The organism is Microcoleus sp. LEGE 07076, from assembly GCF_015207455.1.
In the GTDB taxonomy this organism is placed as follows: Bacteria; Cyanobacteriota; Cyanobacteriia; order Cyanobacteriales; family Microcoleaceae; genus Microcoleus.
This window is the reverse complement of record NZ_JADEWV010000167.1, coordinates 1-13,061: the sequence shown is the minus strand read 5'-3', so window position 1 is coordinate 13,061 and position 13,061 is coordinate 1. Positions and strand designations below refer to the sequence as shown.

Sequence of the window (13,061 nt, the reverse complement as noted above, 5' to 3'; positions counted from 1 at the left end):
GGGTTCCCCCTACCAAGGGGGGGCTGCTAGCGGCATGAAAGAAGATGAAGTTATTGCTATTTTGCAGGAACTTCTGGAAATTTTAGATTTTGTGCACCAGCAAAATGTGATTCACCGCGATGTCAATCCTCGCAATATCCTGCGCCGAGATCGAGACGGAAAATTAGTTTTAATTGACTTCGGTGCTGTCAAAGAAATTACTACTCAAATTACCAATCCTCAGCCCAAAAATAGCTTGAGCGTCAGCATCGGTACTCCCGGTTATATGCCCAGCGAACAAGCTCACGGCAATCCAAAACTCAGCAGCGATATTTATGCAGCAGGTGCGATCGCAATTCAATGTCTTACTGGCATAACTCCCCACCAAATGCAAAAAAATCCCGATACAGAGGAAATTATTTGGCAGGACAAAACATCAGTCAGTCCTGAATTTGCGAAGATTTTAGATAAGATGGTGCGGTACGATTTTCGGCAGCGTTATTCGAGTGCCGGCGACACGCTGCAAGCTATTAAACAATTGAAAAATTCTTTCAGCGGTACGATGCCGGTATTGCCTCCGGTTGTTGCTGCGAAAAAGCCGCCTAAAGCGCGCCGAAAATTGTATTTGAAAATAGGGGCGATCGCCAGTTTTATTGGCATCGCTATTCTCGCATCAATTTATGGTGTAAATACTTTTAATTCTGCCAATGCAACTGATTTGTACAACCGAGGCAATACTCTTTATAATTTAAGCCGATTTGAAGAAGCTCTGGCTGCTTACGATCGCGCAATTAGTCTCAGGCCTGACTACGCGGAAGTTTGGCAGGAAAAAGCTAAAACTTTATATGAATTGAAAAAATACCAAGAATCGCAGTCAGCCTATGACAAAGCAATAGAATTAAAGCCGGAATATTTGGAAGCTTGGACGGGACGCGGTTATGCTTTGGATAAGTTGCAACAGTCACAAGGGGCGATCGCATCTTTTGACAACGCTTTGAAAATCCAGCCAGACTATGCCGCAGCGTGGGAAGGAAAAGGCGATGCTTTGTTAGATTCGCAGCGGTACGAAGAGGCGATCGCCTCCTACGAAAAAGCCGTAGAATTTCAGCCGAATTTGTACCTTGCCTGGTACAATCGGGGACAGGCTCAACAAAAATTAAAACAGTTCGATCGCGCCGTAGAATCCTATCAAAAAGCACTTGAAATCAAATTCGATAATTCTGAGGGTTGGTACAATTTAGGCAATGTTTTATTAGAATTGAACAAAAACCAAGAAGCTTTAGAAGCCTACGAAAAAGCCGTGCGGTTTCAACCAAATTCTTATCAAGGATGGTACAGTAAAGGCATCGCTTTGCTAAAAATGCGGAGGCATGAAGAAGCGGTAGAAGCTTACGAAAAAGCGATTAAATTAAAACCGGATTATTATCAAGCCTGGTACAATTTAGGTTGGTCTTACCACGAATTGCACAGGTACGAACAAGCAATTGAGTGTTACAACAAAGCCCTAGATTTAAACCCGAAAGAATCTCAAGCGTGGTACAATAGAGGCAATGCTCAGTACAATTTGCAGCGGTACGAAGATGCGATCGCCTCTTACAACGAAGCCGTCTATGTGAAGCCAGACTACTCGGAAGCCTGGTACAGCCGCGGCAATGCCCTTGTAGCGGTAAAAAGATACGGAGATGCGATCGCCTCCTACGATAAAGCAATTCGTTACAAACCGGATTACGGAGCCGCAATCGAAGCAAAAAAGCGGGCAGAAAGTCAGTTAGGAAACGATGGGCAACAGCTCAAACAACAATAATTGTTAATACCAATTTAATGTGAAGTTGCATATATTCCGATCCCCCTCGCATCCCCCTAAAAAAGGGGGACTTTGAATTCTTGCTCCCCCTTTTTAAGGGGGCTGGGGGGATCGAATTTTTTAATCTTAACTTTCACCTAACAGCAGGACTAATTACCGTAACGCGGCGGCTGTCTACTAACATCGGCCAAAAACCCCGATCGCTCAATGTTTTTACTGCTGCAGTAGCGGCGTTTTGATCCGTTGTATAAGCGACGAATAAAAAAGGACGCTGGCCGTAGGAAGCCAAGCCTACTTGCGTGCCTAATGCTTGCTTGACTTGGGCCGCTAATTCCGGTTGATTGAAGTAATCGACTAACACTGCATAACCGGGGCCGAGGGCTTGGGGATTGAACCCAATATTGCCGGTTTGAGGATTCGCGATTGGTTCTGAACCTGTTGCTGGTTCAGGGTTGTAGACGGGCAAATTTTGAGGCAGTGCCGCTGCGGGCGATCGCACTACATAAGCTTGCAATCCGACAACATCTTTGATGTATTTAACCCAATCGCTAGCGATTTCCGAACTGCGAAACCCACCAACGCGCGTCACCGTCTCGTTGACGTAACGACAAACTGTGTTATCAGTATTTCCTGGAAAAGAGCGTTTTGCTCTTTCTTGCTGTTCCGGTGTTCTGGTGACAATTAACAGTAGATATTCGTCGGACTGCGGCGGTTTGCAGCTCGACTCAGCTCTCACAGAACTAGATAAAATTGTCAGCACCAAAATGGCGATCGAGCTAGCAGAAAATAAGGGAATAGGCACAAATAAATTGTACATTTTGTCCGTTAATCTTCCTAGCTTCGCTGTGGATTGTTTGGCTAGTTTGTTCATGCTGTTTGTAGCGATGCGAGGGCATCGGGAATAGTAGCTGACGGTGCTTGAAATTCCCCTGTCAGTACATATTCTAATCGGAGTTTCAACCAAGTGATGAAGACAGGATCGGTAGAAATAATAGCGGCGGCTGGTTGAGGGCATTTTGCCTTGACTTCTTTCATTGTCGTATCTTCTAGAAAAGCTGGCTGTTTGACCAACCAAAAGTCTATTTGTTTTTCTTGTTCGTTGTAGTTGCGGATTCTTTCTTTAAACACTTCATCAAGGGCTTCTTCTTCTAGTAAAAAGCGTTGGCTGGCTAAAACGTAGTAGTAGGTTTGCATTTTTGTCGGTTGTTAGGGGTTAGCAGTTAGCGGTTAATGTCGCCTCTCTCGGCGATTTTTGCTTGGGTAGGGGCGGTTTGGCGAGTTGCGGCAGTTTGAGAGTTCTAAACTCTTGTGCCGTTTACTTTACCTTATTTGCTGCCATCTTGGTAGATGTAGAGCAAGTTGTGTTTGAAAAATGATTGGTGTGAGGGGTTGCGGGAGTTGAGGTGATTTTTTTTTCGGCGGTTGATTTTGTCTAAAATTTAGGTGACAATAGAAAGCTATATAGAATTGTACGTCGAATAATTGCCAATTATTGAGGCAATCTGGGGCTGTCACACCGGATTTTGAGTGGTTTGCATATGGAAAGTATTGCGATCGGTATTGCTTGGTGTCTGGCTTGGGGCGAGGGGCGCGAACCTCAATTCGATCCCAGCGTGTTGCAAGAAATGCGGCGGGCGTTGACTTCTGGGGAGGAAGTGCCGGCACAGGTGAGGGAAATTGTCGATCGGGTTCGGGAACTTCTGGCTATTCCCGACAATATTTCCAGAGAAGAGTTTCCAGAAACAATTACTGATTTGGAAAATAAATACCCGAATTTGTGGAATCAGCCGGGAAAAATTGGTTTAGTGTACGGCGGTGTCACTAAGGTTAAGCAGTATGTATTTGAAGATGCAAAACTGCCAGACATTCGGGGTGCATCTGCACTACTCGATCGCATAAACTTAGTTGACTTGCCTGCTTTTTTTGGCAAACATCCTGAATCTAACCGTTACAATATTCACTTTGCCAAAGTAAGAGAATGGCTGGATGAGAACTTTTCTGGCGAATCCAAGCTTTCAAAAGCTTTGATTCCTGAAATGATTGTCTATTCTACTGGCGGAAATATCTTAGCTTTCTGCCCAGCAGCTTTTGTAAATGAGTTAACTGATGCCATTGAAAAGCGCTATTATTTTGAAACCATCACTGCTAATTCCTGCGCGGTAGGAGATAGGTTTAAGCTTTTAGAAATTAGATTTGGTTTGCTGCGAAACCCGATCGAACAAACCTTTTGGCTGGACAAATACCGCCAAGAATATAAAAATCCGCTGGTTGAGGCTTATTTTGGAAAACTGGATCGAGAGTCAAAGGAATCCTGTATTGCCGCTCCATCTTGCGTGGAAGAGGCGTTTGCCGATCGCAAGAGTTTTAATGAATTAACTACTAAATTGGCCGTGATGTTTAATCAGCGGCGCAGCGGGAATGACTTTGAAGAAAATGACTTGGAAAAGCGTCCCAGCCGCCGCTACCCGCCGATGTTGGAAACGCACCCTTATTTGCAAAGGGACGAGTCGGATCGGCGATCGGCTATTGCGCGCGCTACCGACAATCCCGACAATCGCAGCGAAAAAGGCCTTCCGGGGAGTCCTTGGTTTTCCGAGGTTTCGGCACGAAAACGCAAAGCGGGCGATCGGGCTAAAAAAGGGGAAATCAAACAAACTCATTGGTACGCAGAATGGCATCCTGCTGTGATTGAAGGTTGGGTTGACAAGTTTGAGGATTTCTTAGAAAAACATCCGGTCAAACTTCATAAATACTGCCATGTTTGCGATATTGAATCAGTTAAAATAGCTGAATCTTTAACTCAGCTTGGCAGTACGAGTAATGGCTTTGTCGCTTACATCTATGCCGACGGCAATAACATGGGCGGCTACATTCAAAAAATTACTACACCCCAAGAATATCAAAATTTTAGCGAAGATGTTGACAATGCCACAAGATATGCTGTTTATCAAGCCTTATCCGAGCACCTTCATCCCCGCCCAGCTCAAGAAAATGATAAGTCCGATCGAAATTTTGTTTGGATTCATCCCTTTGAGATTATTACCATTGGCGGCGATGACATTATCTTAATTGTACCTGCAGATCGGGCATTGGCGATCGCCAAAACCATCGGCGAACAGTTTGAACAAATCTTGCTCAAACAAGTTGAGATACCTGGTGTGGAAATCAAAGGTAACTATCAAACTCCTCCATCAGAAAAACCGATAGACATCAGCAAGTGTCACCGCTACCTAAGTCAAAATGCAGTAGTTAGCAATTGTCAATTAAGTACATCAATTGGGGTGTTGATTGCCGACTATAAAACTCCAATTTATTACGCTAAGAAACTTTACGAACAATTACTAAAATCAGCCAAAAAACGTGCTAAAGATTTAAAAAAGCATGGATACTGTGGAGGTACAGTTGATTTTTTGGTGATGAAATCTGTAACTGCGCTATCATCCAGCATCGAGGAATTCCGCAAAGAAGCATTAACCAAAGACAGCCCTCAAGAACTTAAGTTGTACGCCGCACCATACACCTTGCACGAAATTGGCGGATTGATAGAGTCTGTCAAAGCGCTGAAAAAAGCTGAATTTCCCAAATCGCAACTCTACCAAATTCGCAGTTTCCTAGAACAAGGGAAAAACACAACAATCCTCAACTACCGCTATTTCCGAACCAGACTCAAAGATGGTAATTCAGAAATACTTAAAAAAGAGTTTGAAGAAGCTTGGTGCAAACCAAAAGATCCCGAAAATAATGGTAATTTAGCTCCCTGGATGTCTGTGATAGAGCAAAATAAACGAACCGTATATGAAACAATTTGGCGAGAAATTGTAGACATCTACGATTTCATTGAATTAGAAAATTACGAATTTATTCCCGAATATTTGGTCGATGTGGAGGTTGAATCATGATTGTTCTCAGGACTTTATCAAGGTTAATTAATACTTACACAGTTACAGCAGTAATTGATACAGCTTTGTGCATAGGCGCGGGCGGTTCTTCCGGTTCCCTTGCAGATAAGCCGATCGTCCGCAATGCAGAAGGAAACTTATTAATTCCAGGTTCTCAGATTAAAGGCCGCCTCCGCCACGAATGCGAGAAAATTGCTAGAGGTTTGGGTTGGGAGATTTCCGAGTCTCCTAGTCCGGGAAAAATGGTAATCCGCAGAGACAATGCACCGAATAATTTTAGACGCAGCGAATACGAAGTTTCAGGATATGATGAGACTTATCACTGTTTAATTAGTCAAATTTTCGGCGATCCAGTTTTGCCATCGCGGGTGATGTTTGACGATTTGATTTGTACGGAAAAACCCGAAAACTTAGCTGAGTTTTTGCGTCCTGGAGTCACAATAAATCGCCGCCGTCGCACCGCAGAAGAAAACAAACTTTACTTTTTAGAGACTTCTCCACCTCATGTTTCGCTGAGGTTTGAAGGTCAAATTCATCTGTTACCAAATTGCCCCTGTTACGCCAAAGCTTTGATGTTGGCTGGTTTTAAACACATTCACGCATTAGGCGGCAGTAAATCGGCCGGTTTGGGATGGTTGAGTTGGGAAAACTTACCAAAATTTGAAGTAACTGAAGCAGATTGGGATTTTCTAGCGAGGGGAAGCAAAAATGCAGCGAATTGAACTGGAAATTAAAGCTTTGTCTCCTTTGGCGATCGCCCGTCAGAAAGCGGGCGGTTCGATCGGCGAAGCTGTAGACTATATCCCCGGTACGGTGATTCGGGGTGCTGTGGCTGCTCAGATATTGGATCTGTCAAATGGGCGATCGAGCGATTTGACCCAGAATGGCGGCGATTTTCAAGCTTTATTCTTGAGTGAAAATCCAGCAATTTTCCAAAATGCTTATCCCTCTGCATTACAAATAAAAAAACACCCTGTTCCTCAAGACAGGATTAAAGAAATTAGAGTTTTACCTGGAACTGCACTCAGTTCTAAAAATAAGCCTGGTTTCACCTCTGAAAATAAGACAGGTTTGAAACCTAAAAGTCATGGGGTTTTTGATACTTTAATCGATCGCTTTTGTGCTGAAGGTTACGGATATCCCTACGATCCGAATTGCCCGGAAGACGGAGGGAGAGTCGATCCTGCTGGCATTAGTTTTTACTGTGTAGTTGAAAATAAATATTACAGCCTAAGCGTTAAAAAGCGTCTGTTAACGCGAGTTGGGATTAACCGTCGCAGAGCTACATCAGAGGAAGAAATACTTTACAGTCTGGAAGTTTTGAATGAATCTCAGGAGAACAAACAAAATCCTGTTTACTATCGAGGTGCGATTTTATTGGAGGACAAATTAGCGGAATCTTTGCGGAATTTTATTCACGATCGCCATCAAAACTTTCGCTTGGGCGGTTCGACTTCCAGAGGATTGGGAAAAGTTGAAATTAACACAAAAACTCCTGTTGATGCTAAGATAGATGTGAGCGATCGCATCGCTGAATTTAACAAAAACTTAAAATATCGTTGGGAGAAATGGGAAGTTTTTGGCAGTCCTATTAAAGAGTCACCAACAAACCGCACTTTTTTCACCCTCGACTTGCAATCCGATGCTATACTGACTGAAAATTGGCGGCGGACTACAGTAATATCTGAAAAGATGTTGCAGCAGTTTGCAAAAGTTGAAGATCCATCATTGAAACTGGAAGCCGCTTACAGCAGTTACGATTATCTTTCTGGCTGGAATGCGGCTTGGGGATTGATGAAAGATATGGAGTTGATCACCAACAAAGGCTCGGTTTATTTGTTCAGCACAAGTCAATCAGATCCTTGGATTGAGAGATTGGGAGAGTTGGAAATGAGGGGATTGGGCGATCGTACCTGCGAAGGTTTTGGACAAATTCAAATTTGCAACCAGTTTCACCTTGTATTTCGGGAGGAAGCAGTATGAGTATAAGTACAGAACAAAGGATAGAGTTAGAAGTACAAAGATCTATTCGCCAAGTAGAAGACGATCTAGTTATTTGGATTCAGGATGCTTTAGATAAAACCAAATATGGCGATTTAGAAGAATCTCAATTTCGCAACTTAGTCCGCGTATCTGATACTACTGATAGTGCAGAAGTGATCAAGAACTTCATCCGATATCAAGTTGGTCGGGATAAAAAATGGGGAAGGGGGAAAGAATCTTTAGCTGAAAAACTAATTCAAGATATTGATGGTAACATCAAAAAAACTGCCGGAATCATTGCAGAATGTTCGCAAATAGATTTTAAGCCGATTTGGCTAGAACTGATTCGCCGTTATTTGGGTTACGGTTCTCGTCACCTCAAGTATCTGCGAGATGGGCAAAACCTCTAACTATCTACAACAGTATTCCATAAATTAATAGGATATTTTGAAATGGTTAAGACAGTTATATGTTCTGTAGGTATCAGCGCTGCAAGAACACTTGCAGGAGTTAAAGCATGGGAGCTAACTAATTGGGTTAAACAGCAACCCAGTCAGGAATACGCTGCTGAAAAAATATTTGATACCTTCCGCGATATCCTTCCAGAAGGGGCAAGCTTGAAGAACGACTTATCTGCCGAAATTCATTCTCTTGTTCGGATTGGCATTACCAAAGAGGATAGAATAATCCTGCTTGCTTCAAGTACAGACGACGGATATTGCTGCGCTCTTGCGGTTGAAAAATACCTGAAGCATCACTGGAATCATATAGAGGTTAAAGTAGAAAAAGTTAAAGGGTTGCAAGTCTTAGATGCTGAACTTTTCCGAACAACTGGCGTCGTTGAATTTGTACGGCATATTATTAGAGAAGTTAATAGCTATGGAGCAAGTAATATTATTCTGAACCCGACTGGAGGATATAAAGCACTGGTTCCTTACACGGTTTTGCTAGGGATGCTGAAAGGAGTTAAGTGTGATTATATTTTTGAACAGTCAACTACAGTTTTAGAATTACCTCCACTTCCTGTAGAATTTAAGCGATCGCAATTTGAAGCTTATAAAGATTTACTTGAAAAAATTGAGCGCGAGACAGCAATTACTCAAGCAGAATGGGAAAATAGTGTCCCTTATTCTGAAAGAGCAGCGTTTGAACCGCTAATTGAGTTTTCCAAGGAAGGAGTAACTATTTCTGGTGTAGGTTTCTTGTTTCTTGAGGAAATGCGTAAACCTTCAGTTTTAGTTCCCTTTCTTTCTCAAAAGGCTATCAGAGATTGTTTCGATAATCTGGCACAACTAGATAACTGCGATCCATTTCGCTTTCTGTCGCGAGTTGCTGCTTCCAAAGATGCTTTTCAGCTAGCGGAGCATATTAATGTTGGTAATGAATTGCGCTGGCTCAAGCCTGGTAGAACAACCGATCGCTATTTAGTATCTGTGGAAGGTTGGCGTATGCTGGTGTGGAGAGCAATCCGCGAAGACCAGGAAGGCCCCAGATATGCAAGTAAAGTTACAATCAATCCTGCTGAACGGCGATTGTATTCTCCTTTCATGCGTATGGATTTCGTGGATTAACCTAAGCATGAATAGCGATATCTCATGTTTTCAACCATCTAAATGCAAAAAAATGAAACAGCGTAAGTTTATGTTTGACACTTTCAGAAATCGACTAGAAATCACAGGAACACTGACCACCGTAACAGCATTACGCATTAGTAAAGGTCGATCGACAGAACCGATCGGATCCGATTTACCAGTAATCAAAGATGCTTTGGGCAAACCTTTGATTCCCGGTTCAAGCTTTCAAGGTGCAGTGCGATCGCCCCTCCACTCCTTAAACACCATTAGTTATCAAGTTAAACTTCCGCACAACCATGACTTCAGTTCAATCTCCACCTAAACTATCCCTAACAGAGTTTTTGGAACTGCCCGAAACCAAACCAGCTAGCGAATATATCAACGGACAAATCTACCAAAAACCAATGCCTAAAGGAAAACATAGCCGACTGCAAATCCGTTTAGCTACACAAATCAATCATGTAGGTGAACCCGATCGCATAGCAAGTGCATTTACAGAATTGCGCTGTACTTTTGGTGGTCGATCGATCGTCCCAGATATCGCTGTTTTTTCCTGGCAGCGAATTCCTGTTGATGCTGATGGCGAAATAGAGAATAACTTTGAAATTTACCCGGATTGGACGATAGAAATCTTATCACCAAACCAAAGTCCAATCCGTGTCATTGACAATATTTTATTTTGTTTGGATCGCGGCACAGAACTTGGATGGTTGATCGATCCTCAAGAGCGAATGATTATGGTACTTAAACCAGAAAAACAACCCGAAATCAAACGAGGAGAAGAAACGTTACCAGTTCTCAACTTGCTAAAAGATTGGCAGATATCGGTGCAAGATGTGTTCAGTTGGTTAAGTCTGAATTAACTTAATTACTTGGGTGAGTTTATGTTTGAAACTTTTAAAAATCGACTGGAAATTACAGGAAAGCTGACAACTGTAACTGCATTGCGGATTAGTAAAGGTCGATCGACTGAACCGATCGGATCCGATTTACCAGTAATCAAAGATGCTTTGGGCAAACCTTTGATTCCCGGTTCAAGCTTTAAAGGTGCGCTGCGATCGCGCTTAGAAAGCTTCCTAAGAGGAATTTTGGGCAACGATCGCAAACTGGTAGCAAATCCTGCCATAGAAAACGAGTGGTCGATTACATCTCAGGAAATAAAGAAAATCAAAAAAGATTTCCAAGATGACAAAGCTCTAACTGATGAGATTCTCAAGCATACAGATTTAGTATCTCATCTCTTTGGTTCGCCTTGGATAGCCAGTAAATTCCAAGTGCGGGACTTAACCGTACAACCCGATGCGTGGTTCGGACAATATCAAGAACGAGATGGAGTAGCCATTGACAGAGACACAGAAACCGCCGCCGATGGCAAACTTTACGACTTTCAAGTTGTCCCCGCAGGTACTCCCTTTGATTTTAAAGCGGTTGTCGAAAATTCTGAAGAGTGGGAATTGGGTTTATTGACGATCGGCTTGCACCAGTTTGAGACAGAACAAATTCCGCTGGGCGGCGGGCGATCGCGCGGCTTAGGGGTTGTTAAACTAGAAATTGATAAAATGCGCTGGTTTGACTATCCTGAAAATAGACCTGATTTACTAATTGAATATTTGAAAAAATTGGTCATGGAAGACGATAGTGCCTATGAAGATGCAAGAGAATTTAAAGACCATTGGGTGCAAAAGCTTATTGAGCATCTAAACGATAAAGTTTACGACAAATCTCAAGCAATATCCACGAGGTAAATATGAGTTTCAGCAACTATCAAGAACTCGGCGAAGTTCTTCAAAAATTTCAGATTCACTACACTGAAGTTAATTTCATGGGCGAAACTGAGTTTAGTATCCCTAGCTACTTTCTAGAAGATTTAGAAATTGTCATGAAGGATGGATTACCTGATGATTCAGAATTTACCATTTGTGAGAACTTGATTTATCCAGTTATTAAACAAGTTTGGAAACATTATCGTACTAAGTTTGTTTTGTGGAGTCATAAATATCTCACCGATTGCGAAAACCATGACAGGTTTCCTGAATATATTTTGGCGAAACGCTCTCATTTAGGAAAAGTCGTTTTTGATAAACCTTATTTGGTATTAGTCGAGGCTAAGCAAGATAGGTTTCATGAAGGATGGGTTCAATGTCTTCTTGAAATGATTGTGGCACGGGAAACAAGCGATCGAAAAAATTATGCTATCTTTGGAATTGTTTCCCACGGTAGACTTTGGGAATTTGGCAAACTTGAAGGGGATAAATTTATATGTAATAGAAAATCTTATACGATTCAGGAAATCGATCGACTCTTTGCTGCCGTTAACTATGTTTTTCAACAGTGTGAAATTCAGCTAAACGAGTTAGTAGCTGCTTAATTCCCAACCATCTCTCGACCTACTCAACTATGCACAAACGATTTGTCAACCACTGTACCATTGACTTAACTCTTATTCCTGACGGCCCAATTCTCATCAAATCTGGCAAAGAAGGAGCCGATCCGACTAAACCCGATATGGAATTTGTCGAGACTTACCATGCAGGAGGAAAGTCAATTTATCTACCTGGAAGCAGTTTAAAAGGTGCTATTCGCGCTCATGCTGAGAGAGTTGTCAGGACAGTAGGTAAAGATAGTAATCCCGATCGTCTCGACATTCTCTGGGCTAACGATCCATTGAATGACAAGTACGATTACTTACAGAAAGAATCATCGAGCGATATTTACAAGTTATCTTCTTTTACCGATCGCATTTTCGGCAACACTTCAATTGCTAGCAGGCTGAGAATCCAAGATGCTCACCCAATTGATAAGAAACAGCTCAAAATTCAAGAACGCAATGGAGTCGCGATCGATCGCGTTTTCGGTTCTGTAGCAGTCGGGCCCTTTAACTACCAAGTCTGCACCGCCGGAGAATTTCGCACAAAAATACATCTCAAAAACTTTTCCTTAGCACAATTAGGCTTAATTGGCTTAGTTTTGCGAGACTTAAATGATGGCTGGTTTGGGATTGGTTTTGCCAAATCTCGCGGCTTGGGGACTGTGACAGTCAAATATAACGAAGCCGTAGTTCAATATCCCGGCTGTCAATTAGATAAAGATAATCGCCAAATTCAACAAATAGTAAAATCCGGTCGATGGGGACACACTTTATTGCTGGGTGCAGGAGAGTTTTTAGATGCGGAAGAAGCTGCAAATTATGGTTTTCCTAAACCGGACAATCAGCCAACTCCTATTGCTGCTGAACCGATGGATTTAGATTTTGGAGTGCAGCTAAAATGGCAAGGCGACGGTGAGACTGGTGTACCGAATTTATTTCAATGTGCGGTTCGTGCTTGGAGTAAGCTGTTAACAGGTGCCGCAGCATGAACAAAGGTTTTGTATATTTTAAACCAGGTTTGTCACCGGATGAAGTCAAAAAGTTGTTAGAAAAATTAGCAACTGAGAAAAGTTACTACTTTGTGCGATCGCCCCACGAAGTCAGCGGCATTTCCATGAAATTACCTGATGAGTTGTCTCTCGGCTTTGAAGGGCAGATGTTTAATAGCGATCGCGAATTGCGTTGGAAAAAACAGGGAAGTACGTATGAAGCACTAATCCTGAGTCGAGTTGAAGCCAATTTAGTCGATTTAGAAGGATTTGAGGATCTCGGTGAAAATTGGGAATGGTGCGATCGCCCTGCGTGCTTTCACGACATTGAGGAAACAAAATTTCCTAAAAGCTTTATTTACAAGGGAAAAAATGACGAAAAAATTGAATCTAAAGATATTAGCATAGGTCAGCGCTATTTTCAAGACCCAAAAACTGCCACCGTTCATTTTGTCGCCCTCACCG

14 protein-coding genes are annotated in these 13,061 nt (G+C 42.4%); 12 read left to right on the top strand and 2 right to left on the bottom strand.

Translation table 11 applies throughout. The annotated features are described in order from the left end of the window. A partial coding sequence (locus IQ270_RS22460) for a tetratricopeptide repeat protein (protein ID WP_193975421.1) occupies nucleotides 1-1,783 on the top strand: 1,783 nt, incomplete at its 5' end. Nucleotides 1,784-1,916: 133 nt separating this feature from the next. Here the strand turns inward: IQ270_RS22460 and IQ270_RS22455 are convergent. Both IQ270_RS22455 and IQ270_RS22450 read right to left on the bottom strand, forming a co-directional pair. Then, the gene (locus IQ270_RS22455) at nucleotides 1,917-2,654 is read right to left on the bottom strand and encodes a hypothetical protein (protein ID WP_193975420.1); all 738 of its coding nucleotides are present in this window, start codon (nucleotides 2,652-2,654) and stop codon (nucleotides 1,917-1,919) included. Continuing rightward, on the bottom strand, nucleotides 2,651-2,977 hold the full coding sequence (locus IQ270_RS22450; protein WP_193975419.1) for an MgPME-cyclase complex family protein: 327 nt from the start codon (nucleotides 2,975-2,977) through the stop codon (nucleotides 2,651-2,653). The genes IQ270_RS22455 and IQ270_RS22450 overlap by 4 nt, the downstream gene beginning before the upstream one ends. A 329-nt stretch (nucleotides 2,978-3,306) precedes the next feature. Here IQ270_RS22450 and cas10 point away from each other — a divergent pair, with 329 nt between their 5' ends. From cas10 to IQ270_RS22395, 11 genes are all read left to right on the top strand, one after another. Then, nucleotides 3,307-5,682, top strand: a complete 2,376-nt coding sequence (cas10, locus tag IQ270_RS22445) for a type III-B CRISPR-associated protein Cas10/Cmr2 (protein ID WP_368670136.1) — start codon at nucleotides 3,307-3,309, stop codon at nucleotides 5,680-5,682. Next, nucleotides 5,679-6,404, top strand: a complete 726-nt coding sequence (locus tag IQ270_RS22440) for an RAMP superfamily CRISPR-associated protein (RefSeq protein WP_193975417.1) — start codon at nucleotides 5,679-5,681, stop codon at nucleotides 6,402-6,404. Before cas10 ends, IQ270_RS22440 begins: the two co-directional genes overlap by 4 nt. Next, complete coding sequence (gene csx10 / locus IQ270_RS22435; RefSeq protein WP_193975416.1) at nucleotides 6,391-7,665, top strand: CRISPR-associated RAMP protein Csx10; 1,275 nt, start codon at nucleotides 6,391-6,393, stop codon at nucleotides 7,663-7,665. Before IQ270_RS22440 ends, csx10 begins: the two co-directional genes overlap by 14 nt. Then, a complete protein-coding gene (locus tag IQ270_RS22430; protein WP_193975415.1) occupies nucleotides 7,662-8,075 on the top strand; it encodes a hypothetical protein in 414 nt (137 codons plus the stop codon). Before csx10 ends, IQ270_RS22430 begins: the two co-directional genes overlap by 4 nt. A gap of 42 nt (nucleotides 8,076-8,117) precedes the next feature. Then, entirely contained in the window at nucleotides 8,118-9,236 is a 1,119-nt protein-coding gene (locus IQ270_RS22425) for a putative CRISPR-associated protein (RefSeq protein WP_193975414.1), read from the top strand. A gap of 52 nt (nucleotides 9,237-9,288) precedes the next feature. Further along, complete coding sequence (locus IQ270_RS31315; RefSeq protein WP_228056595.1) at nucleotides 9,289-9,561, top strand: RAMP superfamily CRISPR-associated protein; 273 nt, start codon at nucleotides 9,289-9,291, stop codon at nucleotides 9,559-9,561. Beyond that, entirely contained in the window at nucleotides 9,536-10,102 is a 567-nt protein-coding gene (locus tag IQ270_RS22415) for a Uma2 family endonuclease (protein ID WP_193975413.1), read from the top strand. Before IQ270_RS31315 ends, IQ270_RS22415 begins: the two co-directional genes overlap by 26 nt. Before the next feature lie 21 nt (nucleotides 10,103-10,123). Then, nucleotides 10,124-10,984, top strand: coding sequence for a CRISPR-associated RAMP protein Csx7 (gene csx7 / locus IQ270_RS22410; RefSeq protein ID WP_193975412.1), 861 nt, complete (start codon nucleotides 10,124-10,126; stop codon nucleotides 10,982-10,984). Between the two features lie 2 nt (nucleotides 10,985-10,986). Then, nucleotides 10,987-11,607 (top strand): hypothetical protein, encoded by a 621-nt coding sequence (locus IQ270_RS22405; RefSeq protein ID WP_193975411.1) that lies wholly within the window; start codon nucleotides 10,987-10,989, stop codon nucleotides 11,605-11,607. 29 nt (nucleotides 11,608-11,636) lie between these two features. Next, nucleotides 11,637-12,596, top strand: a complete 960-nt coding sequence (locus IQ270_RS22400; RefSeq protein ID WP_193975410.1) for an RAMP superfamily CRISPR-associated protein — start codon at nucleotides 11,637-11,639, stop codon at nucleotides 12,594-12,596. Beyond that, nucleotides 12,593-13,061: hypothetical protein (locus IQ270_RS22395; RefSeq protein ID WP_193975409.1), on the top strand; the 469-nt coding region annotated here is incomplete at its 3' end. The genes IQ270_RS22400 and IQ270_RS22395, both read left to right, overlap by 4 nt.

Coding starts and splice junctions, on each gene's coding strand:
- IQ270_RS22455 (WP_193975420.1), bottom strand. CDS start 2,654: ATGAACAAACTAGCCAAACAATCCACAGCGAAGCTAGGAAGATTAACG.
- IQ270_RS22450 (WP_193975419.1), bottom strand. CDS start 2,977: ATGCAAACCTACTACTACGTTTTAGCCAGCCAACGCTTTTTACTAGAA.
- IQ270_RS22440 (WP_193975417.1), top strand. CDS start 5,679: ATGATTGTTCTCAGGACTTTATCAAGGTTAATTAATACTTACACAGTT.
- csx10 (WP_193975416.1), top strand. CDS start 6,391: ATGCAGCGAATTGAACTGGAAATTAAAGCTTTGTCTCCTTTGGCGATC.
- IQ270_RS22430 (WP_193975415.1), top strand. CDS start 7,662: ATGAGTATAAGTACAGAACAAAGGATAGAGTTAGAAGTACAAAGATCT.
- IQ270_RS22425 (WP_193975414.1), top strand. CDS start 8,118: ATGGTTAAGACAGTTATATGTTCTGTAGGTATCAGCGCTGCAAGAACA.
- IQ270_RS31315 (WP_228056595.1), top strand. CDS start 9,289: ATGAAACAGCGTAAGTTTATGTTTGACACTTTCAGAAATCGACTAGAA.
- IQ270_RS22415 (WP_193975413.1), top strand. CDS start 9,536: ATGACTTCAGTTCAATCTCCACCTAAACTATCCCTAACAGAGTTTTTG.
- csx7 (WP_193975412.1), top strand. CDS start 10,124: ATGTTTGAAACTTTTAAAAATCGACTGGAAATTACAGGAAAGCTGACA.
- IQ270_RS22405 (WP_193975411.1), top strand. CDS start 10,987: ATGAGTTTCAGCAACTATCAAGAACTCGGCGAAGTTCTTCAAAAATTT.
- IQ270_RS22400 (WP_193975410.1), top strand. CDS start 11,637: ATGCACAAACGATTTGTCAACCACTGTACCATTGACTTAACTCTTATT.